The organism is Pseudomonas sp. VEM90, from assembly GCF_054611535.1.
The window spans coordinates 19,516-46,140 of record NZ_JBTRAR010000007.1; the positions used below are offsets into that span (position 1 = coordinate 19,516).

At 63.8% G+C, this 26,625-nt stretch carries 23 protein-coding genes; 20 read left to right on the top strand and 3 right to left on the bottom strand.

What is annotated here, in order from left to right; genetic code table 11:
* Positions 1 to 78 precede the first annotated feature (78 nt).
* From ACYCCG_RS08945 to ACYCCG_RS08955, 3 genes are all read left to right on the top strand, one after another.
* Positions 79 to 597 (top strand): Hcp family type VI secretion system effector, encoded by a 519-nt coding sequence (locus ACYCCG_RS08945; RefSeq protein ID WP_252460942.1) that lies wholly within the window; start codon positions 79 to 81, stop codon positions 595 to 597.
* Positions 598 to 692: 95 nt separating this feature from the next.
* A complete protein-coding gene (gene tssA, locus ACYCCG_RS08950; protein ID WP_252460940.1) occupies positions 693 to 1,778 on the top strand; it encodes a type VI secretion system protein TssA in 1,086 nt (361 codons plus the stop codon).
* A 166-nt stretch (positions 1,779 to 1,944) separates the two neighbouring features.
* Positions 1,945 to 4,461, top strand: a complete 2,517-nt coding sequence (locus ACYCCG_RS08955; RefSeq protein WP_459670080.1) for an excinuclease ABC subunit UvrA — start codon at positions 1,945 to 1,947, stop codon at positions 4,459 to 4,461.
* Positions 4,462 to 4,539: 78 nt separating this feature from the next.
* On the opposite strand, the gene ACYCCG_RS08960 is transcribed toward ACYCCG_RS08955, so the two are convergent.
* A complete protein-coding gene (locus ACYCCG_RS08960) occupies positions 4,540 to 5,415 on the bottom strand; it encodes an AEC family transporter (protein ID WP_209966251.1) in 876 nt (291 codons plus the stop codon).
* Positions 5,416 to 5,842: 427 nt separating this feature from the next.
* Here ACYCCG_RS08960 and ACYCCG_RS08965 point away from each other — a divergent pair, with 427 nt between their 5' ends.
* The 15 genes from ACYCCG_RS08965 (at position 5,843) to ACYCCG_RS09035 (ending at position 23,607) form a co-directional block, all read left to right on the top strand.
* Positions 5,843 to 7,138 (top strand): MFS transporter, encoded by a 1,296-nt coding sequence (locus ACYCCG_RS08965; protein ID WP_209966253.1) that lies wholly within the window; start codon positions 5,843 to 5,845, stop codon positions 7,136 to 7,138.
* Positions 7,139 to 7,334: 196 nt separating this feature from the next.
* Positions 7,335 to 7,643, top strand: coding sequence for a hypothetical protein (locus ACYCCG_RS08970; RefSeq protein WP_176684550.1), 309 nt, complete (start codon positions 7,335 to 7,337; stop codon positions 7,641 to 7,643).
* A gap of 48 nt (positions 7,644 to 7,691) precedes the next feature.
* Complete coding sequence (locus tag ACYCCG_RS08975) at positions 7,692 to 8,243, top strand: YbhB/YbcL family Raf kinase inhibitor-like protein (protein ID WP_176684551.1); 552 nt, start codon at positions 7,692 to 7,694, stop codon at positions 8,241 to 8,243.
* Between the two features lie 554 nt (positions 8,244 to 8,797).
* Positions 8,798 to 9,859 (top strand): 3-deoxy-7-phosphoheptulonate synthase, encoded by a 1,062-nt coding sequence (locus tag ACYCCG_RS08980; RefSeq protein ID WP_176684552.1) that lies wholly within the window; start codon positions 8,798 to 8,800, stop codon positions 9,857 to 9,859.
* Between the two features lie 81 nt (positions 9,860 to 9,940).
* Entirely contained in the window at positions 9,941 to 10,222 is a 282-nt protein-coding gene (locus tag ACYCCG_RS08985) for a peptidylprolyl isomerase (RefSeq protein WP_003248318.1), read from the top strand.
* A 142-nt stretch (positions 10,223 to 10,364) separates the two neighbouring features.
* A complete protein-coding gene (locus ACYCCG_RS08990) occupies positions 10,365 to 12,164 on the top strand; it encodes an extracellular solute-binding protein (protein WP_339443102.1) in 1,800 nt (599 codons plus the stop codon).
* Entirely contained in the window at positions 12,161 to 13,219 is a 1,059-nt protein-coding gene (locus tag ACYCCG_RS08995) for a microcin C ABC transporter permease YejB (protein ID WP_064490558.1), read from the top strand. The genes ACYCCG_RS08990 and ACYCCG_RS08995 overlap by 4 nt, the downstream gene beginning before the upstream one ends.
* Positions 13,219 to 14,235, top strand: a complete 1,017-nt coding sequence (locus tag ACYCCG_RS09000) for an ABC transporter permease (RefSeq protein ID WP_209966259.1) — start codon at positions 13,219 to 13,221, stop codon at positions 14,233 to 14,235. The genes ACYCCG_RS08995 and ACYCCG_RS09000 overlap by 1 nt, the downstream gene beginning before the upstream one ends.
* 59 nt (positions 14,236 to 14,294) lie before the next feature.
* The gene (locus tag ACYCCG_RS09005; protein ID WP_459670085.1) at positions 14,295 to 15,677 is read left to right on the top strand and encodes a sigma-54 interaction domain-containing protein; all 1,383 of its coding nucleotides are present in this window, start codon (positions 14,295 to 14,297) and stop codon (positions 15,675 to 15,677) included.
* Positions 15,678 to 15,902: 225 nt separating this feature from the next.
* On the top strand, positions 15,903 to 17,294 hold the full coding sequence (locus ACYCCG_RS09010) for a GntP family permease (RefSeq protein WP_176684556.1): 1,392 nt from the start codon (positions 15,903 to 15,905) through the stop codon (positions 17,292 to 17,294).
* A 10-nt stretch (positions 17,295 to 17,304) separates the two neighbouring features.
* Entirely contained in the window at positions 17,305 to 18,075 is a 771-nt protein-coding gene (gene hbdH / locus ACYCCG_RS09015; protein WP_209966263.1) for a 3-hydroxybutyrate dehydrogenase, read from the top strand.
* Between the two features lie 55 nt (positions 18,076 to 18,130).
* A complete protein-coding gene (eco, locus tag ACYCCG_RS09020) occupies positions 18,131 to 18,610 on the top strand; it encodes a serine protease inhibitor ecotin (RefSeq protein ID WP_209966265.1) in 480 nt (159 codons plus the stop codon).
* A 91-nt stretch (positions 18,611 to 18,701) separates the two neighbouring features.
* Complete coding sequence (locus ACYCCG_RS09025; RefSeq protein ID WP_459670088.1) at positions 18,702 to 20,654, top strand: acetoacetate--CoA ligase; 1,953 nt, start codon at positions 18,702 to 18,704, stop codon at positions 20,652 to 20,654.
* A gap of 87 nt (positions 20,655 to 20,741) precedes the next feature.
* A complete protein-coding gene (locus tag ACYCCG_RS09030) occupies positions 20,742 to 21,017 on the top strand; it encodes a peptidylprolyl isomerase (RefSeq protein WP_010953969.1) in 276 nt (91 codons plus the stop codon).
* A gap of 112 nt (positions 21,018 to 21,129) precedes the next feature.
* Positions 21,130 to 23,607: an autotransporter family protein gene (locus ACYCCG_RS09035; RefSeq protein ID WP_459670089.1), complete on the top strand. Its 2,478-nt coding sequence runs from the start codon at positions 21,130 to 21,132 to the stop codon at positions 23,605 to 23,607.
* Here the strand turns inward: ACYCCG_RS09035 and ACYCCG_RS09040 are convergent.
* Positions 23,604 to 24,227, bottom strand: a complete 624-nt coding sequence (locus ACYCCG_RS09040; protein ID WP_101196066.1) for a LysE family translocator — start codon at positions 24,225 to 24,227, stop codon at positions 23,604 to 23,606. The genes ACYCCG_RS09035 and ACYCCG_RS09040 overlap by 4 nt on opposite strands.
* Positions 24,228 to 24,358: 131 nt before the next feature.
* On the opposite strand from ACYCCG_RS09040, the gene ACYCCG_RS09045 reads away from it, so the two are divergent.
* Positions 24,359 to 25,168 (top strand): helix-turn-helix transcriptional regulator, encoded by an 810-nt coding sequence (locus tag ACYCCG_RS09045; protein ID WP_339443106.1) that lies wholly within the window; start codon positions 24,359 to 24,361, stop codon positions 25,166 to 25,168.
* An 83-nt stretch (positions 25,169 to 25,251) separates the two neighbouring features.
* On the top strand, positions 25,252 to 25,866 hold the full coding sequence (locus tag ACYCCG_RS09050; protein WP_176684562.1) for a LysE family translocator: 615 nt from the start codon (positions 25,252 to 25,254) through the stop codon (positions 25,864 to 25,866).
* Here ACYCCG_RS09050 and ACYCCG_RS09055 read toward each other — a convergent pair.
* Positions 25,814 to 26,539: a serine/threonine protein phosphatase gene (locus tag ACYCCG_RS09055; RefSeq protein ID WP_209966272.1), complete on the bottom strand. Its 726-nt coding sequence runs from the start codon at positions 26,537 to 26,539 to the stop codon at positions 25,814 to 25,816. The genes ACYCCG_RS09050 and ACYCCG_RS09055 overlap by 53 nt on opposite strands.
* Positions 26,540 to 26,625 lie beyond the last annotated feature (86 nt).

Here is a 26,625-nt window from a genome sequence, read left to right on the forward strand (position 1 = left end):
CTGCCGGCGCGCCCGGCGAGGTCAAAACCAAGGGGCGCATGAGCAACCCTTTACATGTTGTTAATGGAGAGTTTCACAATGGCATTTGACGCGTATATCCAAATCGACGGCATCCCAGGCGAAGTACTGGATGAAAAACACAAGGACTGGATCGAAGTGCTGGGCTACGAGTACGGCGCCACCCAGGCTACGTCGGCAACCGCCAGCTCCTCGGGCGGTGCGTCCTCCGAGCGCGTTGCCCTGAGCGACTTCAAGATCCGCAAGGCAGTCGACAAGGCATCGGCCAAACTGTTCGAACACTGCTGCACCGGCAAGCACATCTCCAAACTGACGCTGAACGTGAACCGCGCCGGTGGCGACAAGGTCACCTACCTGACTATCGAGATGCAAGAAGTGGTGGTCTCTTCGGTCAGGTTTGTCGCCGGTGGCAACCAGAATGGTGAAGACAAGTCGGTCAGTGACCTGCCAGTTGAGGAAATCAGCTTCAACTTTGCCCGCATCAAAACCACCTACACCCAGCAGAACCGCACCGACGGCCAGGCTGGCGGCAACATCGTAGGTGGCTGGGACCGCACCAAGAACAAAGTGTGTGCCTAAGCACGTGCCAGACCATGGGCCGCTTCGGCGGCCTGTGTTCCGCAGCGCGCCAGGTTTTCTGGCGCGCTGTTCATTAGCCATGTCCAGAGTGTTCTATGCCTGAAATTCTCAATGACCTCTCGCTGGCCACACTGGTCGCCCCTATCGAGGGTGGCAGTGGCGAAGACTTGAGCTTCTCTGCCTTGTTCGACCAGATCAAGGAGGCACGCCGGGCGGACCCTGACTACCTCACCCAGGGCGACTGGCAAACCGACTTGAAGACTGCCGACTGGGAGCAGGTGATCAACCTGTCGGCTCAGGGGCTTGCGCAGCAAAGCAAAGACCTGATGCTGGTGGCCTGGCTCTGCGAGGGGCTGGCCCAGCGTGAACACTTCGAAGGCATCACCTTTGGCCTTGAGCTGACCGAACAGCTCCTGGTTGCGTTCTGGGAAACGCTGTACCCAACGCTCGAAGACGGCCTGGACGAGCGCGCGGCGCGACTGTCCTGGCTGAAGACCACGCTCACCGACATTGCCGGTGGCTTGCCCATTATCCAGGGGCAGAATTTCGGCGTGTTGCGCTATGACGAATCACGCCATGTAGAAAACCTCGCCTTGCAAAACCCCAAGGCGATGCAGACAGCGCTGAACGAAGGCAAGATCAACGCCGAGATCTTCCAGCGCTCGGTAGCGCTTACCGACACCGATTACCTGCGCGCCAAGGCCCAGCAGATCGCTACCAGCCTGAATGCATGCAAACGCCTGCAGGCCAGCGCCGACCGCTTGTTCGGCCACGAGGCGCCCAGCTTTGCCAGCCTTGCCGACATGCTTTCGCGTGCCAGCCAACTGGCGGAAAAACTGCTCAAGGACCGCGGCGTAGAGCTACACCCCGCCATCCCGGAGGAAGCACAGCCACAGGCCACGGGCGCCAACCTCCACAAAGCAGGTGAACCGATGAATGCCACGCCCCCGACGACCGCGCCTGCAGCCCTGCGCACCACCCCGCTGACCCGCGACGAGGCATTCACCATGCTTGCGGGCATCGCCCAGTACTTCAAACAGAGCGAACCGCAAAGCCCGGTACCCTACCTGATCGAGCGTGCGATCAAGTGGGGCAACATGCCGTTGGAAGGCTGGTTGAGTGACGTGATCAAGGACAACAACGTGGTGGACAACATCCGCGATGTGCTGGGCACCCGCTAGGGTTGGTATGAAAAGCCTTGAGACGAAGTCAGACAAGGCGAAAACAGCCGGCTCCCTGCCCCCCCACTGGCTCCATCGGGTAGGTTCCTTGACTGCTGCCCACACAAGGGCGCTGCAATTGCTGTTAACTTGAGCGCCCTGCTCAGCTTCAGACAAGGACTGCTTCATGCCTCCAAGCCCGACCACCCCAAGCGGTTTCATCCGCGTCCGTGGCGCCCGCGAGCACAACCTGAAGAACATCGATGTCGATATTCCTCGCGATGCCTTGGTGGTGTTCACCGGCGTGTCCGGCTCGGGCAAGTCTTCACTGGCGTTCTCCACGCTGTATGCCGAAGCCCAGCGGCGTTATTTCGAATCGGTGGCGCCCTATGCCCGGCGCCTGATCGACCAGGTTGGCGTGCCGGACGTAGATGCCATCGACGGGCTGCCGCCGGCGGTGGCCCTGCAGCAGCAACGCGGCACGCCGAGTGCACGTTCCTCGGTGGGTAGCGTGACCACTTTGTCCAGCTCGATCCGCATGCTCTACTCCCGCGCTGGCCACTACCCGGCCGGGCAAGCGATGCTGTACGCCGAAGACTTTTCTCCGAACACGCCCCAGGGCGCTTGCCCGCAATGCCATGGCCTGGGCCGTGTCTACGAGGTGACCGAAGCGACCATGGTCCCCGACCCGTCGCTGACCATCCGTGAGCGTGCGGTAGCGGCGTGGCCAATGGCCTGGCAAGGGCAGAACCTGCGCGACATCCTGGTCACGCTGGGCTATGACGTCGATATCCCTTGGCGCGACCTGCCTCAGGCACAACGCGACTGGATCCTGTTCACTGAAGAGACGCCCACCGCCCCCGTGTATGCCGGCCTGACCCCGGCGCAGACCCGCGAAGCCCTCAAGCGCAAACTGGAGCCCAGCTATCAAGGCACGTTCATGGGTGCCCGGCGTTACGTGCTGCATACTTTCATGCACTCGCAGAGCGCGCAGATGCGCAAGCGTGTGTCCCAGTACATGCGCCCCAGCCCCTGCCCGCTGTGCCAGGGCAAACGCCTGAAGCGCGAAGCGCTGGGCGTGACCTTCGCCGGGCTGGACATCGCCGAACTGTCGCACCTGTCGTTGCAGGCGCTGGCCGAGGTGTTCCGCAAGGTGGCGGCAGCCGACTACCTGACCCAACAGCAGGACGAGCTGACCCTGGAAAAACGCCTGGCGGCCCAACGCATCGCCAACGAGCTGCTGGAACGTATTGATACGCTGCTTGACCTCGGCCTCGGTTACCTGGCCCTGGAGCGCAGCACACCGACCTTGTCTTCCGGTGAACTGCAACGCCTGCGCCTGGCCACCCAGCTGAATTCGCAGCTGTTTGGGGTGGTCTACGTACTCGACGAGCCGTCGGCCGGCTTGCACCCGGCCGACAGTGAAGCGCTGTTCGAAGCCCTGCAGCGCCTGAAACAGGCTGGCAACTCGGTGTATGTGGTGGAGCACGACCTGGACACCATGCGCCGCGCCGACTGGCTGGTGGATGTAGGGCCAGCTGCCGGCGAGCACGGTGGCACCATCCTCTACAGCGGGCCGCCTGCCGGCCTGGCCGAGGTGCAACAGTCATACACCCGCACCTACCTGTTCAATGCCCCGGTACAGGCCACACGCGCCCCCCGCCAGGCCCACGACTGGCTGAAGCTTGAAGGCATCACACGCAATAACCTCGATAACCTGAGCGCCGCATTTCCGCTGGGCTGCTTTACCGCCGTTACCGGTATTTCCGGCTCGGGCAAATCCAGCCTGGTCAGCCAGGCCCTGCTGGAACTGGTGGGGGCACACCTGGGCCATGCCGAGCAGCGTAGCGAGCCCGAAGCGCAAAGCCTGGAAGACGAACCTGAACAGACCAGCAGCGGCCACGTGAGCGCCGGGCTTGGCAGCATCAAGCGGCTGGTGCAAGTTGACCAGAAGCCGATCGGCCGCACGCCGCGCTCCAACCTGGCCACCTACACTGGCCTGTTCGACCACGTGCGCAAACTCTTCGCGGCTACCGAGCAGGCCAAGGCACAGGGCTTCGACGCCGGGCGCTTTTCCTTCAACGTTGCCAAGGGCCGGTGCGCCACCTGCGAGGGTGAGGGTTTCGTCAGCGTCGAGTTGCTGTTCATGCCCAGCGTGTACGCGCCCTGCCCGACCTGCCAGGGTGCCCGCTACAACCCCGAAACCCTGGCGGTGAGCTGGCAAGGCATGAACATCGCGCAAGTGCTGCAGTTGACCGTCGACCAGGCCCTGCAGGTTTTTGCCGAACAACCGCCTGCCCGCCGTTGCCTGCAAGTGCTACAGGATATCGGCCTGGGCTACTTGCGTCTGGGCCAACCGGCCACCGAGCTGTCCGGAGGTGAAGCGCAGCGCATCAAGCTGGCGACCGAACTGCAGCGCATGGCCCGCGGGGCGACCCTGTATGTGCTGGATGAACCCACCAACGGCTTGCACCCGCAGGACATCGACCGGCTGCTGGTACAGCTGAACCGCCTGGTAGAAAGCGGACATAGCGTGGTGGTGGTCGAACATGACATGCGAGTGGTGGCGCAGAGCGACTGGGTGATCGATATCGGGCCGGGGGCTGGCGATGCCGGGGGCAAGGTGGTGGTCAGTGGCACGCCGCAGGTGGTGGCGGCATGCACCGACAGCCGCACGGCGGCGTTTCTGGCCAAGGCCTTGTGAGCCTTGCGCATAGCCTGGTTCCTGGGCCGCCGACCAGCGCGCATTGACTCAACGGAAATTGCTGTCGTTGCCAATGGCCTACATCCACCAAGCCAGCACCACCGGCAACCAGGCAAACGACAGCACCGTAGAACACATCACCAGGTTCGCCACCTGCTCTGGCTCACGGTTCGCCCGCACCGCCATCAGGTAGTTGAACACGGCTACCGGCATCGCCGACTGCACCATCAGCACCGCACGCTCCAGGCTGTCCATACCCAGTACCGCGCCCACTGCCCAGCCCACCGCAGCCCCCAGGCCAATGCGCAATCCGCCCAGCAGCATGCCGCTGCCCACGTGACGCAGGCGAATGCTGGCCAGTGATACCCCCAAGGTCAGCAACATGAGCGGGATGGTCATACCGCCCAGCAGGTCTACGGTGTTGGCCAACCAACGCGGGAGTTCGAAATCGAGAAATATGATGGGCATGGCGCCGGCCAGGCTGATGACGATAGGGTTGCGCAGCAGCGCCTTGAGCGAAGCCGCCGTGCCGGAGATGGCCATGCCGATGGTGAACTGAACGATGGACAGGGTCAGGAAAAATGCCACGGCCAACGCCAGGCCATGCTCACCGAAGGCATACAGACTGATCGGCAGGCCCATGTTGCCTGTATTAGGGAACATGAACGCCGGCAGCAGTACCCGCCAGTGCATGCCCGACGCGCGCCCCACGAGCAAAGCGGCCAAGGCCATCCCCAGGGTGCACAGCAAGCAGGCCACGGCCATGCTGGTAAAAGCATTCGGGTTCAACTCGGTACGACTGAGGGTAGACAGCACCAGCGAAGGGGTACCGACGGTCATCACCACCCGGGCGATGAAATCGGTGGGGTAATCCAGGCCCTTGCGGGCCCAGGCAAAGCCAATTCCGGCGACGATGAAAACCGGAGCCAGGACTGCGAACAGCGACGCGAACATGGAGGCCTTCCTTGGTGGGGTGGTCAGCATTATGCAGCACTCTGCAAGATTGCCGTGCCGATCTCACCGCACGCAGGAGCATCCATCGAAAATGTCTGTGGAAGACATGTTCATGTCGCGCTGAGACTGCGGCGTCTCGTCGCACACCCATACCCCTTGGCAAAAGCGTCCAAGCCCGTAGAATCCCGCTTCCTTTTCGCCCGTCGCCTTGAACGGTGGCAACCAGCAGCAATGACAGAGTCAGCGCCTGAACACATGAACGCACATGTGAAGTAGGCTCAACCCTCCCCGCCCGGCCAATCTCCCATAGCGCCCAGCGGTTGAGTCTTGCCCAGGTCGCATCCGTGTCGCCACTCGCCCCTTGCCGGGTCGAGCCGGTGTGCGCGCCGAGAAGGTGCTCATTCCGCTCATCCAACTAGAGGTACGTATGTCTCCGCGTTTGCTGGCCATGGCGCTGGCGCCCCTGCTCGGGCTGTTCATCATTGCCCTGGGCAACGGCTTCATGTCTTCCCTGACCACCCTGCGCCTGGGCGCCGCCGGTGAGTCTGCCACTACCATTGGTATCGTCTCGTCGACTTACTTCATCGGCTTGACCCTCGGCGCCATCTTCAACGACCGGCTGATCCTGCGCATCGGCCACATCCGCGCCTATACCAGCTTCGCCTCGCTGATCGCCGTGACCATCCTGCTGCAAGGGTTGTTCTACGAGGTCACCTGGTGGTCGGTGCTGCGCCTGATCAACGGCTGGGCGGCAGTCGGCGTGTTTCTGGTGATCGAAAGCTGGCTGCTGCTGGCCGGTGACGCAAAAATTCGTGGCCGCCTGCTGGCGCTGTACATGATCGCCTTCTACGGCGCCGGGGTGATCGCCCAGGCCGGCCTTGGCGAAATCACCCAGCTAGGCGATACCGCCCCGTTCATGCTGGCCGGCGTGCTGGCCGCCCTGTCGGTGTTGCCGATCGTGATCCTGCCGCGGGTGTCGCCGCTGCTGGACCAGGTCGAGCCCCTCAAGCCCCGCCAGTTGCTGGGTGTGGCACCGTCGGGCCTGGTCGGCTGCTTCGGCTCGGGTGTAGCGATTGCCGGCATCTATGCGCTGCTGCCACTGTACCTGCAACGCATCGGCCTGGAGGTGGGTGAGGTCGGCAACATGATGGCCTGGGTGATCCTTGGCGCGATGCTGCTGCAATACCCGGTCGGGCGCTGGTCCGACCGCAAGGACCGCCTTGATGTGCTGCTCGCGCTTGCCGCGTTGTGCGTTGTCCTGTCGCTTGTAACGGTGTTCCTGCCATCGGACTCGTTCCTGCTGCCGGCCACGCTGTTCCTGCTGGGGGGCGGTGTGTTCACCCTGTACCCGGTAGCGGTCAGCCATGCAGCCGATCGGGCGCCGTCCGATGCCTTGGTGCCGATGATCCAGGGCCTGCTGCTGATCAACTCCCTGGGCTCGGCCATGGCACCGGTAGCCATTTCGCCGATGATGACCGAGTTTGGTGAGGCCGGGTTGTTCTGGGCGTTTGCCGTGGTCAACCTGACCATGGTGTGCTTCTTCATGTGGCGCCGCGGCAAGCGCCCGGCAGCAGAGCACCCTGCCCCGTTCACCGCGTCGACCACCTTCTCGCCAACTGGCGCCGAGCTGCGGGTGACCGAAGACCTGATGCATGCAGCGCAGGAGCATCCGCCGCTGGAGCCAGTCGAAACCCCGGCGCCCGCACAGCAGTCGGCATCCTGATGATTGCAGGGGCCGCTCTGCGGCCCAATCGCGCTACCAGGCCGTTCCCACAGCAGATCCCATTCCCTTCTGCGGGCGGCCTTGGGTGTGACGGGGATTTACAGCCCTTCAGAATTTGCCGCTCGTCGCCCAGAAGGCACCCCGCCAGCCGCCGCCAGCCAAACGAATGACTGATCATCCGCAAAGGAGAAGTCCCATGATCCGCATTCGCCCGCTATCCCTGTGCCTGGCGCTCGCCCTGACCAGCCTCACCGGCACTGCCTTCGCCGCCACCGACACCCATACCGACAGCCATCCGCAAACCGACCCCTCTGGCGGCAAGACCGTCGGTGAAGGCAGCAGCGTCAACAGCCCCGGCAGCGGCAAAGGTAACGACAGCAGTGACACAGGCAGCAACACCGATGCCGCCGACGGTGCCGCTGGCGGCTCCAACAATACCGGCGAAGGCACCGGCTCTGGTGCCGGTGCCAGCGGCGGCACTGCCGAGGACCAGGACAGCCGCTGAAGCCGAGCTGGACTAAACTGAGCCCTGACGCCCTGCCAAGGATTGACCATGCACCTCAGACACTGGCTGTTCGCTGCTTTGCTGCCGTGTACTGCGTTAGCTGCCGCAGGCAACCAAGGCGCGATGTCGATCAGTTCCTCGTCATTCACCGATGGCGGCGTCATCGCCCTGCAACAGGTCGGCCCGGACCCGGCATGCGGCGCCGGCGAAGAGCGGACCCCGCAACTGAGCTGGGACAACTTGCCCGCAGGTACGCGGTCGCTGGCCCTGATCATGTTCGACCCGGACGGTGGCAAGGGCGTTGGTGTGGTGCACTGGATTGCCTACAACATCGATCCCGAACAGGATGGGCTCAAGGCAGGCACGGCAGGGCTGAGCGGGCCATCCGTGACAGTGGGCCGCAACTCCCGTGGCACCCTCAGCTACCGCGGCCCCTGTCCACCCGCCGGCGACAACCCCCATCATTACGCACTGACCCTGATCGCCACCGACCTGCCCTTGGGTACCTTGCCTGAAGGGCTGGATCGCAGCGGCCTGCTGCAACTGCTGCAAGGCCACGCCCTGGGGGCTCAAAGCCTGGTCGGGCGATACGGTCATTGAACCAGTCAGTACAAAAACAAATGATTGACCCCATAGCATTTATCCATTGAATGGCCCGTGCGAACTGAAGTAAGCTCGGGCTCATTCACTGGAGAGCAACATGCCGAAACACACCCGCAACCACGCCAACCACACCGGTCGCAGCCTGCGCCCTGTGCTGGCCGTTGTCGGCTGCGTGGCACCTGCCAGCTATTACTTTGGGTATTGGTTTAGCCACTAGGCGCCGATACCCATCCGGCGTCCACCTTCGAGGGGCCGCCGAACATGAGAATACTCAAACCCCCGGTCGGCTCCCCGACCGGGGGTTTTGCTTTTCAGGCCTTTGACCAACACCGATTCACGTTGAGGACAGATTCATGAACTACGCCACTTATTACTACGCAAACACCTCTGCCTGGCGATTTAGCCAACCCCGCTCGGGCCAGCCTGCCGCCTCCGATCGGTCTTCCACAGGTGGCAATGCAGCAGTCAATACGAATTCAACGATCTGTCGAACACCTCGATAGGGCCGACAATGCGGGCCTGAACCCGCTGTCCGCCCAGGGAAAAACGCCATGCACGCTTCCAGCCTCGCCCTGCCCCTGACCCAGCCGCAAGCGGCCAACACCACTGTCAGCAAGCGCCTGCCCAGCCCGCACCTGCTCAAGCAACAGATGCCACTGTCCAGCGAACTGGCCCAACAAGTCCAGGCCCATCGCCTGGCCATCCGCGACATCCTCGAAGGCCGCGACCCGCGCCTGCTGGTCATCGTCGGCCCCTGCTCGATCCATGACCCACGCGCGGCTCTGGAATACGCCGACCGCCTGGCCGCCCTTGGCCGCGAAGTCAACGACAAGCTGCTGCTGGTGATGCGCGCCTACGTCGAAAAACCGCGTACTACAGTGGGCTGGAAAGGCCTGGCCTACGACCCGCACCTCGATGGCAGTGACGACATGCACGCGGGTATCGCTTTGTCCCGCGGGCTGATGCTGAGCATGATCGAACGCGGCCTGCCGATCGCTACCGAGTTGCTGCAACCAATGGCCGCCGGCTACTTCGATGACCTGCTGGCTTGGGCGGCGATCGGCGCACGCACCACCGAATCGCAAATCCACCGCGAAATGGTCAGTGGCCTGGAACTGCCGGTCGGCTTCAAGAACGGTACGGACGGCGGCATCGCCATCGCCAGCGACGCCATGCGCAGCGCTGCCCACCCCCACCGGCACTTCGGTATGGATGCACAGGGCCACCCGGCGATCATCGAGACCTTGGGCAACCCGGACACACACCTTGTACTGCGCGGCGGCCACAAAGGCCCGAACTACGATGCCAACAGCATCGCCATGGCCCGCCAGGCGTTGGCCAAGGCCGGCCTGCAGGCACGGATCATGGTCGATTGCAGCCACGCCAACAGCGGCAAGGACCCGGCGCGCCAGCCAGCGGTCTTCAATGAGGTGCTGGAGCAGCGCCTGGCCGGCGACCGTTCGCTGGTCGGCGTGATGATCGAAGGGCACTTGTTCGATGGCTGCCAGGCGCTGGGCAAGGGCGCACTCAAATACGGTGTGTCGATTACCGACGGCTGCCTGGGCTGGGCCTCGACCGAAACCCTGTTGCGTGAGGCGGCACAAAAACTGTAGGCCAATGGTTGTAAGCCTGGCGAGACATACCCCGGACAAGTGCGCTAGGCTTGCCTTTTTTACCCCCAAGGAGCAGTACCCATGGCCCGTGCAACCGCCCGCCACATTCTGGTCAGCAGCGAAGACAAGTGCAACGAACTGAAAGCCCAGATCGAAGCAGGCGCCGACTTCGCTGAAATCGCCAAAGCCAACTCCACCTGCCCGTCCAGCCGTCAGGGCGGTGACCTGGGCTCGTTCGGCCCAGGCCAGATGGTCAAGGAATTCGACACCGTGGTCTTCAGCGCCCCGGTCAACACCGTGCAAGGCCCGGTGAAGACCCAGTTCGGCTACCACCTGCTGGAAGTGACCAGCCGCCAGGACTGATTCACCCCTCCCGGTGATCAGCCCCCCTGTGGGAGCGGGTTTACCCGCGAAGAGGCCAGACCAGACAACCTCGTTGCCTGCTCCGACGCATTCGCGGGTGAACCCGCTCCCACAAGTATTGTGGGGGCTTGTATTTTCGTGCATGGGCTTTACGGTCCAGGCGGCTACCACCCACGCCCTCACCGTCTACGGTGAAGCCCCCCGCTACGCCGCCAGCTTCCGGCATTTCGACTATGTAAACCCCGACGCCCCCAAGGGCGGCATCTTGCGCCGCTCGGCCATCGAGATCGGCCAGTTCGACCACATCCTCCCCTACATCGACAAAGGCATCGGTGTCAGCGAAGTCGATGGTCTGCTGTACGCGCCACTGGCGGTACGCTCGTACGATGAACCCTATACCGTTTACGGCCTGATCGCCCGGCGCATGGAGCGCGGCCCCAAGGATGCCTGGCTGCGTTTCGACATCGACCCGCGCGCCACCTTCGCCGATGGCAAGCCGGTGCGCGCCGAAGACGTTCGTTTCACCTTCGAACTGCTGATGAGCAAGGGCAGCCTCAAATACCGTACCCAGTTTGCCGACGTGGCCGGCGTGACCGTCGAAAGCCTGCACAGCGTGCGATTCGACTTGAAGCCCGAGCACGGCCGCACCCTGGCGCTGGACCTCGCAAGCCTGCCGGTAATGCCCAAGCACGATTGGCAGCAGCGCGATTTTGCCAACGGTGCCGGCTTCGACAAGCCGGTCGGCAGCGGGCCATACCGCATCGGGCGCATCGATAACGGCCGCAGCATCACCTTTGAACGCGACCCTGCATGGTGGGCACGTGACCTGCCGGCCAGCCGTGGCCGCTACAATTTCGACAAGCTGCGCATCGAGTACTTCGGCGACACCGAAGTGGCGCGCCAGGTACTCAAAGGCGGAGGCTACGACTATAACCGCGAGTTCTCCGCCACGGCCTACACCTTGGGCTACAACGGTGCGCAACTGGACGACGGCCGCCTGCAACGCGCCCACCTGGCCCCGGCCAAACCGCAGGTGGCCCAGGGTTTCGTGTTCAACCTCGACCGGCAGCAGTTCAAGGACCGCCGTGTGCGCCAAGCGCTGGGTATGTTGTGGGACTACGAGTGGAGCAACCGGCAGATGATGCGCAACCTGTACATCCGCCAGCAAAGCGTGTTCTCCAATACCCCTCTGGCCGCTCGCCAGCTGCCGGATGCGGGGGAGTTGAAGCTGCTCGCCCCTTTGCGCGGCCAAGTGCCAGATGACGTTTTCACCACGGTGTTCACCGCCCCGGTCACCGACGGCTCGGGGATCATCCGTCAACAGCAGTTGCAGGCCCTGGCCCTGCTCGAACAAGCCGGCTGGCACCCCGAAGGCGACCGCCTGGTGAATAGCCAGGGCACGCCGCTGGCGTTCACATTCCTCAATGGCCAGGCGGGCCTTGAACGCCTGCTGCTGCCGTGGAAGCGCAACCTGGCCCAGATCGGCGTGAGCCTGAACATCCGCAACGTCGACTCGGCCCAGTACGTCAATCGGCTGATGGCGCGCGATTACGACATGATCGTCACCGGCTACCCGGTCACCCTGTCGCCCGGTACCGAGTTGTACAACTACTTTGGCTCGGCGGCCGCTCACGACCCTGGCTCGAACAACCTGATGGTCCTGCAGGACCCGGCCGTAGACCATCTGATCGACGGCCTGGTCGGCGCCGACACCCAGGCCGACATGCTGCGCCACGCCCATGCCCTGGACCGCGTGCTGCAATGGAATTACTACTGGATCCCCAACTATTACCCGCCGGGCAGCTCTACCGTCTGGTGGAACCGCTTCGGTCGGCCCAAGGTCCAGGCCACTTACGACGAAGGGCTGGACACCTGGTGGGAGGTCAGCCCTACCCCGCTGACCAACGCGCAAATGGCCGAACGCCGGAATTCCTCGCCATGACCGCTTATATCCTGCGCCGCCTGTTGCTGATCATTCCGACGCTGCTGGCAATCCTGCTGGTCAATTTCGCCATCGTCCAGGCCGCGCCGGGTGGCCCGGTGGAACAAGCCGTGGCGCGCCTGCAGGGCATCGGTGGCGGCGCACCTGGCGCGCGCGCAGAAGTGGTTCATGGCGAATCCCGCGCCACACGCGGCCTGGACCCGAAACTGATCGAAGAGATCAAGCGCCAGTACGGCTTTGACAAATCCGCCCCCGAACGCTTGTGGTTGATGCTCGGCCAATATGCCCGGCTGGACTTTGGCAACAGCTTTTTCCGTGGCGCGAAAGTCACCGACCTGATTCTCGACAAGTTGCCGGTCACCCTGTCACTGGGCTTCTGGGCCACGCTGATCACCTACCTGGTGTCGATCCCGCTGGGCATCCGCAAGGCGATGCGCCACGGCAGCCGCTTCGATGCCTGGAGCAGCGCGTTGATCGTGATCGGTTACGCCCTGCCTTCGTTCCTGTTCGCACTGCTGCTGATCGTCCTGTTTGCCGGCGGCACTTCGCTCAACTGGTTCCCGGTGCGCGGCCTGGTCTCGGACAATTTCGACGAGCTCAGCCTGCTGGGCAAGGTCGCCGACTACTTCTGGCACCTGGTGCTGCCGGTCGCCGCCCTGGTGATCGGAGGGTTCGCCACCCTCACGCTGCTGACCAAGAATGCCTTCCTCGACGAGGTTTCCCGCCAATACGTGGTCACTGCCCGGGCCAAGGGCCTCAGCGAACGCCGCGTGCTGTATGGCCATGTCTTGCGCAACGCCATGCTGCTGGTGGTGGCCGGGTTGCCACAGGCGCTTATCACGGTATTTTTCGCCGGTTCGTTGCTGATCGAGGTGATCTTCTCGCTCGATGGCCTTGGCCGCATGAGCTATGAGGCCGCCGTGTCGCGGGATTACCCGGTGGTGTTCGGCACGCTGTTCATCTTCACCCTGGCGGGCCTGCTGATTCGTCTGATCGGTGACCTGTCTTACACGTTGCTCGACCCGCGCATCGACTTCGATACGAGGGCGCATTGATGCTGTCGCCCCTAGCACGCCGTCGCCTGCAACGCTTTCGTCGCCACCGCCTGGGCTGGGTGTCGCTGTGGTTGTTTGCCGGCCTTCTGCTGCTGAGCCTTGGCGCTGAACTGGTGGCCAACGACAAGCCACTGCTGCTCGGCTACAAGGGCGAACTGTACGTTCCGGCGCTCAAACGCTACACCGAGCAGCAGTTCGGCGGGCAACTGCCGTTTCAGCCCGACTACCGCAGCGCCTATGTGCGCCAACTGATTGCTGAACAGGGTGGCTGGATGCTGTTCGCACCTATCCCGTTCAGTGCCGATACACCAAATTACGACTTGCAGGTGCCCACCCCCAGCCCGCCCAGCGCCAGCAACTGGCTGGGCACCGACGACCAGGGCCGTGACGTGCTGGCGCGGGTGCTTTATGGCACGCGGGTATCGCTGCTGTTCGCCTTCGCCCTGACCGTGGTCAGTGTGCTCATCGGCGTGGCGGCAGGCGCCCTGCAAGGCTACCACGGGGGCTGGGTCGACCTGCTCGGCCAGCGTTTGCTGGAGGTATGGTCGGGGTTGCCCGTGTTGTATCTGCTGATCATCCTCAGCGGTTTTGTCGAACCGGATTTCTGGTGGCTGCTGGGGATCATGGCGCTGTTCTCCTGGCTGACCCTGGTCGACGTGGTGCGCGCCGAGTTCCTGCGCGGGCGCAACCTGGAGTATGTAAAGGCCGCGCGGGCGCTGGGGTTACCGGACAGTCAGGTCATGCTGCGGCATATCTTGCCCAATGCCATGAATGCCACGCTGACCTATGTGCCGTTCATGCTGACCGGGGCGATTACCACACTGACCGCGCTGGACTTTCTGGGCTTTGGCATGCCAGCGGGCAGCGCCTCGCTGGGCGAGCTGGTGACCCAGGGCAAGCAGCACCTGGAGGCACCGTGGTTGGGCTTTACCGCGTTCTTTGCGCTGGCGGTGATCTTGTCACTGCTGGTGTTTATCGGGGATGCCTTGCGTGAGGCGTTTGACCCCCGACGATAAGTTTTCAGGCCCGGTCTTTTCGCGGGCTTGTGCCAATACATGATTCAGGATGTTCACCCATGCACGAAAGCGACAGCCTCAAGGACTACCCCCAGGTACGGCAACTGGCGATCCGCTCGCTGTTCGAGATCATCGAACAGTCCAGTGAGGGCACGGTAATCGTCGACCGCCAGGCACGCATCGTCTGGATGAACGAACGCTATGCCCGACGCTTTGGCCTGGCCGACGCCGCCAGCGCCATCGGCCAGCCGTGTGAAGCGGTGATCCCCGGCAGCCTGATGCGCGACGTGGTGAGCAATGGCCGCCCCATCCTGCTGGACATGCTCGACACGCAGAACGAGCCGTTGGTGGTCATGCGCCTACCCATCCACGACGACCAGGGCACGCTGATCGGCGCCATCGGCTTTGCCCTGTTCGACGAACTGCGCAGCCTGTCGCCGCTGCTCAAACGCTATTCCAGCATGCAGCAGGAACTGGCCTCGACCCGCTCGCAACTGCGCGCCCGCCAGGCCAAGTACAGCTTCGCCCAGTTCGTAGGCAGCAGCGCGGCCAGCCTGGAAGCCAAGCGACGCGCCCGGCGTGGCGCCGGCAGCGATTCACCCGTGTTGCTGCTGGGCGAAACCGGCACCGGCAAGGAACTGCTGGCCCACGCCATTCACGCAGCCTCAGCACGGGCGCACAAGGCCTTTGTCAGCATCAACAGCGCAGCCATCCCGGAGACGCTGCTGGAAGCCGAATTCTTCGGCACTGCGCCGGGTGCTTTTACCGGCGCCGACCGCAAAGGCCGCAGCGGCAAGCTGCAACTGGCCGAAGGCGGCACGCTGTTCCTCGACGAGATCGGCGACATGCCGCTGGCCCTGCAGAGCAAGCTGCTGCGGGTGCTGCAGGAAAAGGAATACGAGCCGGTCGGGTCCAACCAGATGCTGCGCAGCGATGTGCGCATCATCGCCGCCACCTCCATCGACCTGCAGGCCGCCATGGCCCGCGGGGCCTTCCGCGCCGACCTGTATTACCGGCTGAATGTGCTGCCGATCGATGTCCCGCCGTTGCGGCAACGGCTGGAGGACCTGCCGGCGCTGTGCGAGGCCATATTGGCTGAGCTGGGCAGCCAGTACGAGCTGGAAGCTGAAGCGCAGCAACTGCTGGCCAGGCATGCCTGGCCGGGGAACATTCGCGAGCTGCGCAATGTGCTGGAGCGCACGACCTTGCTGGCGGATCAGCCCCGGCTGGGGGTTGCGGACCTGCGTGCGGCACTGGGGCCATTGAGCCCGCTGGCTGAGGCGCCCATACGGCAGACCTACCGCGAGGCGTGCGAGGCCTTTGAACGCGGCCTGATTGCCGGGGCGCTGGCCGAACAGGGAGGAAAAGTACCAGAGGCAGCGGCAGCCTTAGGGCTGGGGCGGTCGACGCTGTACAAGAAGATGGCGGCACTTGGTCTCTGATTGGAGACTCTTGTTTCTTATTTGAGATTACCGCCAGAGCTCCGCCCTTTAACGGAGGCAAGCCAGCGATGGGCTGTAAAGCAGCCCATGGCGTCTCTAAATGTAGACATAGACTTCTAACAAAACCCTTTAACCCTTAAAAATCAGCCAGTTACATAGTTGGCACGATTCCCGCTATCTCCTGCTCAACGATAAAAACAAGACTCACCCAGGAGACCCACCCCGATGACCGTGCTCATCGCACTCGCTGCTCTGGCCTTGCTGATGCTGGCCGCCTACCGCGGTTACAGCGTAATCCTCTTCGCCCCCATCGCCGCCCTCGGCGCTGTCCTGCTCACCGACCCTTCTGCCGTCGCCCCTGCTTTCACCGGGGTGTTCATGGAGAAAATGGTCGGTTTCATCAAACTGTACTTCCCGGTATTCCTGCTGGGCGCGGTGTTCGGCAAGCTGATCGAGCTGTCCGGTTTCTCCCGCTCGATCGTCGCCGCGGCCATCCGCCTGCTCGGCACCCGCCAGGCGATGCTGGTCATCGTACTGGTCTGTGCCCTGCTCACTTACGGCGGTGTTTCGCTGTTCGTGGTGGTGTTCGCGGTGTACCCGTTCGCCGCCGAAATGTTCCGTCAGAGCAACATCCCCAAACGCCTGATCCCGGCCACCATCGCCCTGGGCGCATTCTCGTTCACCATGGACGCCCTGCCCGGCACCCCACAGATCCAGAACATCATCCCCAGCACCTTCTTCAACACCACCGCCTGGGCCGCACCATGGCTGGGCCTGATCGGCACGCTGTTCGTGTTCTTTACCGGCATGGCCTACCTGCAGCGCCAGCGCAACAAGGCCCTGCGCGCCGGTGAGGGTTATGGCACCGACTTGCGCAACGAACCGGAAACCGCTGCCGACCTGAGCCTGCCCAACCCTTGGCTGGCGCTGTCGCCGCTGATACTGGTGGGGGTCATGAACCTGGTGTTCACCCACTGGATACCGCATTGGTACGGCCCCAGTCACAGCCTGCAACTGCCAGGCATGAGTGCACCGGTACAAAGCGACGTGGCCAAGCTGACGGCCATCTGGGCTGTGCAGGCGGCGTTGCTGGTGGGCATCCTGATGGTCCTGGTGTGCGCCTTTGGCGCCATTCGTACACGCTTGGCCGAGGGCACCAAAAGCGCGGTGGGCGGTGCCTTGCTGGCAGCCATGAACACCGCCTCGGAATACGGCTTTGGCGCGGTAATCGCCTCGCTACCGGGTTTTCTGGTGCTGGCCGATGCCTTGCGCGGCATCCCCAACCCATTGGTGAACGAAGCCATCACCGTGACCTTGCTGGCCGGCATCACCGGCTCCGCCTCGGGCGGCATGAGCATCGCCCTGGCCGCCATGGGCGACACGTTCATCGCCGCCGCCCACGCGGCCGACATCCCGCTGGAAGTGCTGCACCGGGTAGCCGCCATGGCCAGCGGCGGCATGGACACCCTGCCACACAACGGCGCGGTGATCACCTTGCTGGCGGTGACCGGCCTCACCCACCGCGAGGCTTACAAGGACATTTTTGGTATCACCCTGATCAAGACCCTGGCGGTGTTCGTGGTCATCGCCACGTTCTACGCCACTGGCATCGTCTAAGGAGCATGGCATGACCCTTGAAGGCAAAACTGCACTCGTCACCGGTTCCACCAGCGGCATTGGCCTGGGCATCGCCCAGGTATTGGCCCGGGCTGGCGCCAACATCGTGCTCAACGGCTTTGGCGACCCGGGCCCCGCCATGGCGGAAATTGCCCGGCACGGGGTGAAGGTTGTGCATCACCCGGCCGACCTGTCGGATGTGATCCAGATCGAGGCCTTGTTCAACCTGGCCGAACGAGAGTTCGGCGGCGTCGACATCCTGGTCAACAACGCCGGTATCCAGCATGTGGCACCGGTTGAGCAGTTCCCGCCAGAAAGCTGGGACAAGATCATCGCCCTGAACCTGTCGGCCGTATTCCATGGCACGCGCCTGGCGCTGCCGGGCATGCGCACGCGCAACTGGGGGCGCATCATCAATATCGCTTCGGTGCATGGCCTGGTCGGCTCGATTGGCAAGGCAGCCTACGTGGCAGCCAAGCATGGTGTGATCGGCCTGACCAAGGTGGTCGGCCTGGAAACCGCCACCAGTCATGTCACCTGCAATGCCATCTGCCCGGGCTGGGTGCTGACGCCTCTGGTGCAAAAGCAGATCGACGATCGTGCAGCCAAGGGTGGCGATCGGCTGCAAGCGCAGCACGATCTGCTGGCAGAAAAGCAACCGTCGCTGGCTTTCGTCACCCCCGAACACCTCGGTGAGCTGGTACTCTTTCTGTGCAGCGAGGCCGGTAGCCAGGTTCGCGGCGCCGCCTGGAACGTCGATGGTGGCTGGTTGGCCCAGTGACGGGCGGCCTGGGCCTGGCGACGGCCGCGCATTCGTTTATCAGCAAGGAGGCCTTATGCGCCCTACCCCAATGACCGCGATTCTGGCCTTGAGCCTGGCCACTGTCGCACCTGCGATGGCCGCCAGCCTGAAGGACATCGCGCCCTACCCCGAGGCGGAAAAAGGCTTCACCCGGCAGGTCATCCACCTGCCGGCCCAGGCCGATGAGTCGGCCTATAAACTGGAAATCCTCGCTGGCAAGACCCTGCAGGTCGACTGCAATCGCCAGCGCCTGGGCGGCACCCTTGAAGAACGCACCCTGGAAGGCTGGGGCTACAGTTACTATCGCCTGGACAACGTCAGCGGCCCGGCCAGCACACTGATGGCCTGCCCGGACGGCAATAAGACCGAAGCCTTCGTGCCGGTGGTCGGCGACGGCTTCCTGCTGCGCTACAACAGTAAGCTGCCGGTGGTGGTGTATGCGCCCAAGGATGTCGAAGTGCGCTACCGCGTGTGGTCGGCATCGCAGGATGTGCAAAAGGCTAAAGTAGAGTAAGCAGAACCGCTTTCTCTGCAGGATCAGCTTCTTCGCAACACAAGGCTGATCCTGCACTGAGCCTGCTTTGTTCCGGTAAAGGAGATTCGGCATGAACGATGTGCTCTGGCGCCCGTCCACAACGCAGATCGAGGCCAGCCGGATGGATGCCTTCCGCCGCCGGGTCAACCTGCGCTACAACCTGCAACTCGACGACTACCAGGCCCTGCACGGCTGGAGCATCGAACAGCGCGGCGCCTTCTGGCAAACCCTTGCCGAGTATTTCCACGTGCATTGGCATACCCCGCCCAGCCAGGTGCTCAGCGAAGGGCCGCAGATGCCCGATGCACAGTGGTTCGCCAATGCCACCCTGAACTTTGCCGAACACCTGCTGCGCCGCCGCGACGACCGCCCGGCCGTGGTCGCCGTACGCGAAGACGGCCAACGCGAAGTGTTCAGCCATGCTGAACTGGCCGCACAGGTGGCCGGGCTGCAAACGGCATTCAAGACCGCAGGTATCGTCCCGGGCGACCGGGTAGCGGCCATCATGCCCAATACCTGGCAAACACTGGTGGCCATGCTCGCCTGCACCAGCCTTGGCGCGGTCTGGTCTACCTCCTCGCCCGAGTTCGGCGTGCACGGCATCATCGACCGCTTCGGCCAGATCGAACCCAAGCTGCTGATCGTCTGCGCCGGTTACCAGTATGCGGGCAAGGCCATCGACCAGGTGACCAAGGTCAACCAGGTGTGCGCGCAGTTGCCTGGCCTGGAGCAACTGATCGTGGTGCCCCATACCCGCAAAGGCACGCGTGCCGACGAATTCCAGGCAGCCAACGTCAGCCTGTGGGATGACTTCTTCCAGCCCGGCGGCGAGCCCCGTTTCACCCCGCTGCCGTTCGACCACCCGCTGTACATCCTCTATTCCAGTGGCACCACCGGGGTGCCCAAGTGCATTGTCCATCGCGCCGGAGGTGTGCTATTGCAACACCTCAAGGAACACGGCCTGCACAACGACCTGAAGGCCGACGACGTGCTGTTCTACTACACCACCTGCGGCTGGATGATGTGGAACTGGCTGGCCAGCGGCCTGGCGGTGGGTGCCACGCTGGTGCTGTACGACGGCTCGCCGTTCCACCCGGGCCCCGAGCGCCTTCTGGACCTGATAGAGGCCGAGGGCATCCACGCCTTCGGTACCAGCGCCAAGTACCTGGCGGCACTGGAGCAGGCAGGCCTGGAACCCGCCACCAGCCACTGCCTGACCAGCCTGCGGCTGCTGATGTCCACCGGTTCGCCGCTGTCACCGCACAGCTATGACTATGTGTACGACAAGATCAAGGCCGACCTGTGGCTCGTGTCCATGTCGGGCGGTACGGATATCGTCTCCTGCTTCGTGCTGGGCAACCCGACCCTGCCTGTGCGTCGCGGCGAAATCCAGTGCAAGGGCCTGGGTATGGCGGTGGAGGTGTGGAACGAGCAGGGTCAGCCCGTGGTGGACGAAAAAGGCGAGCTGGTGTGCACGCGCAACTTCCCCTCGATGCCTCTCGGTTTCTGGAACGACCCGGAAGGCCGCCGTTACCACGATGCCTACTTCAGCCAGTTTCCGGGGGTGTGGGCCCAGGGCGACTACGCCGAGCAGCGTGCCAGCGGGGGCATGGTGATCCACGGTCGCTCCGACGCCGTGCTCAACCCGGGCGGTGTGCGCATTGGCACGGCGGAGATCTACCGCCAGGTGGAAAAGGTCGAACAGGTTGTGGAAAGCGTGGCCATCGGCCAGGACTGGAACGGGGATGTGCGGGTGGTGCTGTTCGTGCGCCTGCAAGAAGGCCTGCAGCTGGATGAAGCCTTGCGCCAGCACATCCGCCAGGTGATACGCCAGTACACCACGCCCCGCCATGTGCCGGCGGTGATCGCCCAGGTCAGCGACATACCGCGCACCATCAGTGGCAAGCTGGTGGAACTGGCGATTCGCGATGTGGTGCATGGGCGGCCGGTGAAGAACACCGATGCCCTGGCCAACCCGGAGGCGCTGGAGCAGTTTCGCGATCGCGCTGAGCTGAAGAGCTGACATTCATCGCGGCCATTTGGGCGCGATCGCTTCAACGGGATTCAATCAGGCATAATGCCGCCTTTTTTCCCGATACACAGGTAGCCCATGAAAGCCCAAGCCCGCCACATACTGGTCAAGACCGCTGACGAAGCTGAAAAGCTCAAGCAGCGCATCGCCAACGGCGAGGCTTTCGACGTGCTCGCCAAAAAGTTCTCTCTTTGCCCATCCGGCAAGCGGGGTGGTGACCTGGGCGAAATCCGCCCAGGGCAGATGGTCGGTGCCATCGACCAGGTGATTTTCAAGAAGCCTTTGCGTGTAGTACACGGGCCGATCAAGAGCAAATTCGGCTACCACCTGGTGCAAACGTTCTACCGCGACTAAGGCGCTAGCCTTTTGCCACCTGACATTTTTGCCAGTTGTGGTCGTGACGCACTCCTCTATACAACCCCGGTAACCCTGCACACGACGTGTGGTGCGCAGGACTCCCCGGAGAATGGAGGATTTCCTGATGCGTCTACGCCTGATGCTGACCCTGGGTTCGCTGCCGCTGCTGGCCATGGCCCCGCCCGCCGCACACGCGGCTTGCACCTTCTCACCCGGCCCGGGTAACGACACCTACACCTGTGACAGCGGCACGGCGCCCTCGCTGTTGGACACCAGCGGTGATAACCGCCTGGTATTCCCGGCATCCGGTAGCGGCGCCATCACCGGCGACGTAACCTTTGGCGCCGGCAGAGACAGCATCGACATGGCCTCTGGCAGCGTTGGCGGCAACATCCACCAGGGTGCCGGCATCGATGACTTCGCCATGAGCGGCGGCGTCATCGAAGGCAACGTCAACCAGGGCGATGGCCTGGACACCTTTCACATGACCGGCGGCTGGATCAAGGGCACGTTCGACAGCGGCGACTATGCCGAAATGGACAACGGGCGTATCGGCAACGTCAACATGCGGCTGGACGAGAACACCTTCATCATGCGTGGCGGCAGCGTCGACCGGAACGTCATCGCGGCCTTCGACAAGGACTACATCGAAGTCTTCGAGGGCAACATCGGCGGCAATATCAGCGTCAGCGGTGGCGATGACCAGGTCCTGATGCATGGCGGCCAGGTTGGTGGTGATGTGCTGCTGAGCACTGGCAACGACCGCTTCACCTGGGACGGTGGCCGTATTGGCGGGCGCGTGGATGCGGGGCCAGGTAATGACACGGCACTGCTCAAAGGCCTCACGCCCGAGGTACTGAGTATCACGTTGGACGGCGGCGGAGGTAACGACAGCCTGACGTTCGATGCCAGCCAGCCGGCAGGCGGTGCCCACTATGTGAACTGGGAGCGCGTGGCGCTGAACAACGGCAGCCGGCTGGCACTGGATGACACGCTGGTACTGGGCGACAGTGACAGCAGCACGGGCAGCCTCACCCTCGACGCCAGCAGCAGCATCACTTCACGCCAAGGGGTGATCACTGCGTTTGCCCCAGGCCAGCGCGCCGCAATCAGCAACGCAGGCACACTTGACCTCGCCGCCGGCAATGATGCCATGGGCCGCTTGAGCATCGAGGGCGATTACACCGGCAACAACGGCGCCCTGCGCCTGAACAGCGTGCTGGCCGGCGATGGCGCTGCTTCCGATCGCCTGGTGATCAGCCGCGGCGCGATCGCTGGCTCTACACAGGTGCTCATCAACAACCTCAACGGCGCAGGTGCAGCGACTGCGCAGAACGGCATCCAGGTGGTCGAAGCCCTTGACGGCGCCACCAGCACGGCCACCGCCTTTGTACAGCCCCAGAGGCTATCGGCCGGTGCCTACGACTATCGGCTGTTCAAAGGGGGTGTCACTGCTGGCAGTGAAAACAGCTGGTACCTGCGCTCGACGCTGGTTGCGCCGCCCGCTCCAGCCCCTGTGCCGGCACCGGGCGAGGCGCCGGTGATCGCCCCGGCCGTCACCCCGCCCGTCGCTGCGCCCGCGCCCGGCCAGGCCGAGCTGCCTGCCCCAGTGCAGGGCGAAAGCCTGCCACTGTACCGCCCCGAGGTCCCGGTTTATGCCGCAGCGCCACGGGGTGCCGCGATCATCGCCCGTCAGGCATTGGGCACCTTTCACCAGCGCCAGGGCGACCATCTGTTACTCCAGGGTGAAGGCGCCCTGCCCGCCAGCTGGGGGCAAGCCTACGGTGGCGCGCTGCGCCAGCAATGGAGCGGCACGGTCAGCCCGAGCCTGGATGGCGACTTGTACGGTTTCAAGGTGGGCCAGGATCTGTATGCCAAGGTTGGCGAGAATGGTTACCGCCAGCATGTTGGTATCTACGTAAGCCACAGCCGCCTGGACGCCGACGTCAAAGGGTTTGCCCTGGCCGTTCACGACCGCGGCGTGGGCGACCTGAAGCTCGATGGCGATAGCGTGGGCACCTACTGGACGCTGGTCGGGCCACAGGGCACGTACCTGGACGCGGTGTTGCAGTACACCCACCTGGATGGCCGCGCCCGCTCCGATCGTGGCGACACGCTGAACGTCGACGGCCACGCCTGGACAGCTTCACTGGAATCGGGCTACCCCATCACCCTGTCCGAGCGCTGGCGCGTGGAACCGCAAGCTCAACTGATTGCGCAAAAGGTCGCGCTGGACAGCGCCAGCGACAGCGTCTCGCGCATCAGCCATGACGCCCAGGTCGAGCTGACCGGCCGCCTGGGCCTGCGCCTGGAGGGTGCGTTCACAGGAAGCAGCGGGCGCCTGTTGCAACCCTATGCGCAGGTCAACCTGTGGCACGGCGACGGTGGGCGCGACACCTTGACCTTCGATGACGCTGACAAGATCAAGACCGATTACCGCTATACCTCAGTGCAACTGGAAAGCGGTGTGGTAGCACAGGTCAACGAAGCGCTGAGCCTGCATGGCGGCGTGCAGTACACCGCCAACCTGGACAGCCGCCAGCAGGAAGCCAGCGGCGTGAACCTGGGCGTGCGCTGGCAGTTCTAGCGGCGCGCAGCCAGCAGACCGAGACCCGCGCAGCCCAGCAAGGACGCGCTGACCCGGTTGAACATCCGGCGTGGGCCGGGCTGGCTGAACCAGCGCTGCATATAGGCGCCCAAGCCTGAATAGATGGCAATGGCCGCCCATTCCAGCAGCAGGAACAACACACCCAGCCAAAGGAACTGCTCACTCACCGGGGTGCTGCTACCGACCGAGACGAACTGCGGCAGGAAGGCGGTAAAAATCAGGATGGCCTTGGGGTTGCCGGCCGCCACCCAGAACTCCTGGCGCGCCAGGCGCCAAGTGCCGCCAGGGTGATCGCTTGCCACCACGGTCTCGCTCACGGGTGCGCGCCACAGTTGCCAGGCGATGTAGAACAGGTAGGCCGCGCCCACCACCTTGATGGCCAGGAACAGGTATTCGCTGGTATGCAACACCACTGCCAGGCCCATCGCTGCCAGGGCGATCATGCCGCAGAAGGCAAGGATACGGCCGCCGCCGGCCACGCAGGCGGTGCGCAGGCCGTAACGGCTGGCGTTGTGCAGTGACAACAGGTTGTTTGGCCCTGGCGCCATGTTCAAGGCGAAGCAGGCGGGGATGAAAAGCAGCAGGCTTGAAAGGTCCATTCTCGTTTTCCTCTGACAACAGCCCTCTATTTCGGCGCGTTCCGGGCCCTGCGGTCAAGTAACAGCCAGCGATAAAAACTGTACGGGTTCACGGTACCTGTTAACCTGCCGGCAATACCGAGGAGCCTGTAATGCCCCGTTCCCACGCCGCCCTGTGGCGCGATCCGGCCCTGGCACATGTCGAAAGCCGGCGCGCCTGCCACAGCCGGGCCTGCTACAAGGCCCACAGCCACCCGACGTTTTCCATCGGTGCGGTGGATGCTGGCCGCAGCCATTTCACCGGGGCTGCCGACGGGCAGCATCACTTGGCACCCGGCACGCTGGTACTGGTCCCGGCCCACCGCGTGCATGCCTGCAACCCGGCCCCCGGCCTGGCGTGGAGCTATCAGATGCTGCATGTGGATGCCGACTGGCTGACGCAGTTACGCCTGGAGTCGGGCCTTGGCGGTATCGAAGCTGGCGAACCGGTGCGTATCTGCAGGGAGGCTGAGGTATATCGGCAGTTCTGCGCGCTGAACAGGTTACTGTTTTCCAGTGCCTGCAACGGCGAGAAAGATGCGGCGCTGATTGCCTTTCTGGGGGACCTGGACGTTTCCGCACACCCACCGCTGGCAGCGGCCCCCGCCCTGGAAGCCGCCACCTTGAGCGGGTTGCTTGCACGCATCGAACACCAGGACCCTGCCCAATTGAGCCTGGATGTGTTGGCGCGGGAGGCGGGGCTTGGGCGCTATCAGCTGATCCGCGCGTTTCGTGCGGCTACCGGGTTCACGCCGCATGCCTACCTGCTCAATGCCCGGGTCAATCGTGGGCGGCAACTGTTGAGTGAAGGGCTGGCCCTGGCGGAAGTGGCCTACCAGCTTGGCTTTGCTGACCAGAGCCATTTCCAGCGGGTGTTCAAGGCCCATGTGGGGGTTACGCCGGGGCAGTACCGCGGAAACTGAAGGCTGCTGCAGGTGCAATATTGTTCAATACGCCAGAACGGGCCCGGCAGCAGACTGCGGTTTTTTCCGTAGAGCAGCCCCCAATGCAACAATTCATGATCATCGCCCTGGCCCACTTCCTTGCCCTGCTCTCACCTGGCCCGGACTTTTTCCTGGTCGCACGCAACGCGATCAGCAGCGGCTGGCGCATCGCCAGCGGCGCCTGCCTGGGCATAGCACTGGCCAACGGTGCGTTCATCGTCATCGCCTTCACCGGGCTCTCGGTTCTGCAGCAGGGCAGCCTGCTGTTCACCGCCCTGCAACTGGCCGGCGCCAGCTACCTGCTGTACATCGGCGTGCTGTTCCTGCGCCATGCCGGGCAAACCAGCCTGGGCACAGTCACCGGGAGCCAGCGGGTGCATGGCTGGTGGCGCAGTTTGGGCATGGGCTTCTTGTCCGGCATCCTCAACCCCAAGAACGCGCTGTTCTATGCCAGCCTGGCCAGCATGGTCGCCAGCGTCAGCCCCGGCTGGAAAACGGCCTACGCCGTATGGATGTTCAGCATCGTCCTGCTCTGGGACTTGCTGGTCGCCGTGGCCATCGGCAACCAGCGGGTACTGCGGCGATTCGCCCGCAGCCTGGCGTGGCTGGAGCGGGCCTCGGGGGTCATGCTGGTGTTGTTGGCAGGGGCGTTGTTGCTGCATCTGGCCCAGGGCTGACCCGCTCCAAGGTGCGCATGTCGACCAAGGTGAAATGCCCGCTGGACCAGCCCCCCGTGTCCAGGTGCCACACATTGCCCAGCAGCTTGGCCTCCAGCACCGGGGTGTGGCCGACCAGCAGGGCTCGCAGGCCCTGCACCGGTTGGGTGTCTCCCTCTTTCAGGCGCCGACGCGACCACTGGCACACTTGGCGCACGTCAGGGTCGTCATCCAGTTCCAGCCAGGAGCGTAAGACTGCCCAGTCGGCAAACGGGCTGTCTGCATGCAGCAGGCCTACCAGCCCGTCAGCACTCTCCACTTCCATGGCAATCGGCAGCTGCTCGAAACGCTCCACGAAACGCAGTTGCTCGCGCCGCGGCAAGTCGAGAAACCAGCCACCGCCGGCGGCGCGGTACATGCCCAGGTCGAGCCGCCCCCCGCGCACGCGGGTGATTGCCAAGGCCTCATGATTGCCCTGGACGGCATGGAACCAAGGCTGGGCCAGCCATTCCAGCGCTGCCTCGCTGTGCGGCCCACGGTCGACCAGGTCACCTACGCTGAACAGGCGGTCCACCGCCGGATCGAACCCTACCGCATCCAGGCATTGTTGCAGGCGCTGGAAGTGACCATGGATATCGCCCACCGCCAGGTCCCGTCCCCGGATATTGGCGATCAGCCGCCGAAACCGTGCCATTACCGTCTTCCTCTGCTGGTGGCACCATGCCCGCCTCGCGCGTGCCCTGCTCATGGCGCTGTCACTGGACAGCATGGCACAAGGCA

Excerpts from the sequence above, each read along its gene's own strand:
- ACYCCG_RS08945 (WP_252460942.1), top strand. The coding sequence starts at position 79 with ATGGCATTTGACGCGTATATCCAAATCGACGGCATCCCAGGCGAAGTA.
- tssA (WP_252460940.1), top strand. The coding sequence starts at position 693 with ATGCCTGAAATTCTCAATGACCTCTCGCTGGCCACACTGGTCGCCCCT.
- ACYCCG_RS08955 (WP_459670080.1), top strand. The coding sequence starts at position 1,945 with ATGCCTCCAAGCCCGACCACCCCAAGCGGTTTCATCCGCGTCCGTGGC.
- ACYCCG_RS08960 (WP_209966251.1), bottom strand. The coding sequence starts at position 5,415 with ATGTTCGCGTCGCTGTTCGCAGTCCTGGCTCCGGTTTTCATCGTCGCC.
- ACYCCG_RS08965 (WP_209966253.1), top strand. The coding sequence starts at position 5,843 with ATGTCTCCGCGTTTGCTGGCCATGGCGCTGGCGCCCCTGCTCGGGCTG.
- ACYCCG_RS08970 (WP_176684550.1), top strand. The coding sequence starts at position 7,335 with ATGATCCGCATTCGCCCGCTATCCCTGTGCCTGGCGCTCGCCCTGACC.
- ACYCCG_RS08975 (WP_176684551.1), top strand. The coding sequence starts at position 7,692 with ATGCACCTCAGACACTGGCTGTTCGCTGCTTTGCTGCCGTGTACTGCG.
- ACYCCG_RS08980 (WP_176684552.1), top strand. The coding sequence starts at position 8,798 with ATGCACGCTTCCAGCCTCGCCCTGCCCCTGACCCAGCCGCAAGCGGCC.
- ACYCCG_RS08985 (WP_003248318.1), top strand. The coding sequence starts at position 9,941 with ATGGCCCGTGCAACCGCCCGCCACATTCTGGTCAGCAGCGAAGACAAG.
- ACYCCG_RS08990 (WP_339443102.1), top strand. The coding sequence starts at position 10,365 with ATGGGCTTTACGGTCCAGGCGGCTACCACCCACGCCCTCACCGTCTAC.
- ACYCCG_RS08995 (WP_064490558.1), top strand. The coding sequence starts at position 12,161 with ATGACCGCTTATATCCTGCGCCGCCTGTTGCTGATCATTCCGACGCTG.
- ACYCCG_RS09000 (WP_209966259.1), top strand. The coding sequence starts at position 13,219 with ATGCTGTCGCCCCTAGCACGCCGTCGCCTGCAACGCTTTCGTCGCCAC.
- ACYCCG_RS09005 (WP_459670085.1), top strand. The coding sequence starts at position 14,295 with ATGCACGAAAGCGACAGCCTCAAGGACTACCCCCAGGTACGGCAACTG.
- ACYCCG_RS09010 (WP_176684556.1), top strand. The coding sequence starts at position 15,903 with ATGACCGTGCTCATCGCACTCGCTGCTCTGGCCTTGCTGATGCTGGCC.
- hbdH (WP_209966263.1), top strand. The coding sequence starts at position 17,305 with ATGACCCTTGAAGGCAAAACTGCACTCGTCACCGGTTCCACCAGCGGC.
- eco (WP_209966265.1), top strand. The coding sequence starts at position 18,131 with ATGCGCCCTACCCCAATGACCGCGATTCTGGCCTTGAGCCTGGCCACT.
- ACYCCG_RS09025 (WP_459670088.1), top strand. The coding sequence starts at position 18,702 with ATGAACGATGTGCTCTGGCGCCCGTCCACAACGCAGATCGAGGCCAGC.
- ACYCCG_RS09030 (WP_010953969.1), top strand. The coding sequence starts at position 20,742 with ATGAAAGCCCAAGCCCGCCACATACTGGTCAAGACCGCTGACGAAGCT.
- ACYCCG_RS09035 (WP_459670089.1), top strand. The coding sequence starts at position 21,130 with ATGGAGGATTTCCTGATGCGTCTACGCCTGATGCTGACCCTGGGTTCG.
- ACYCCG_RS09040 (WP_101196066.1), bottom strand. The coding sequence starts at position 24,227 with ATGGACCTTTCAAGCCTGCTGCTTTTCATCCCCGCCTGCTTCGCCTTG.
- ACYCCG_RS09045 (WP_339443106.1), top strand. The coding sequence starts at position 24,359 with ATGCCCCGTTCCCACGCCGCCCTGTGGCGCGATCCGGCCCTGGCACAT.
- ACYCCG_RS09050 (WP_176684562.1), top strand. The coding sequence starts at position 25,252 with ATGCAACAATTCATGATCATCGCCCTGGCCCACTTCCTTGCCCTGCTC.
- ACYCCG_RS09055 (WP_209966272.1), bottom strand. The coding sequence starts at position 26,539 with ATGGCACGGTTTCGGCGGCTGATCGCCAATATCCGGGGACGGGACCTG.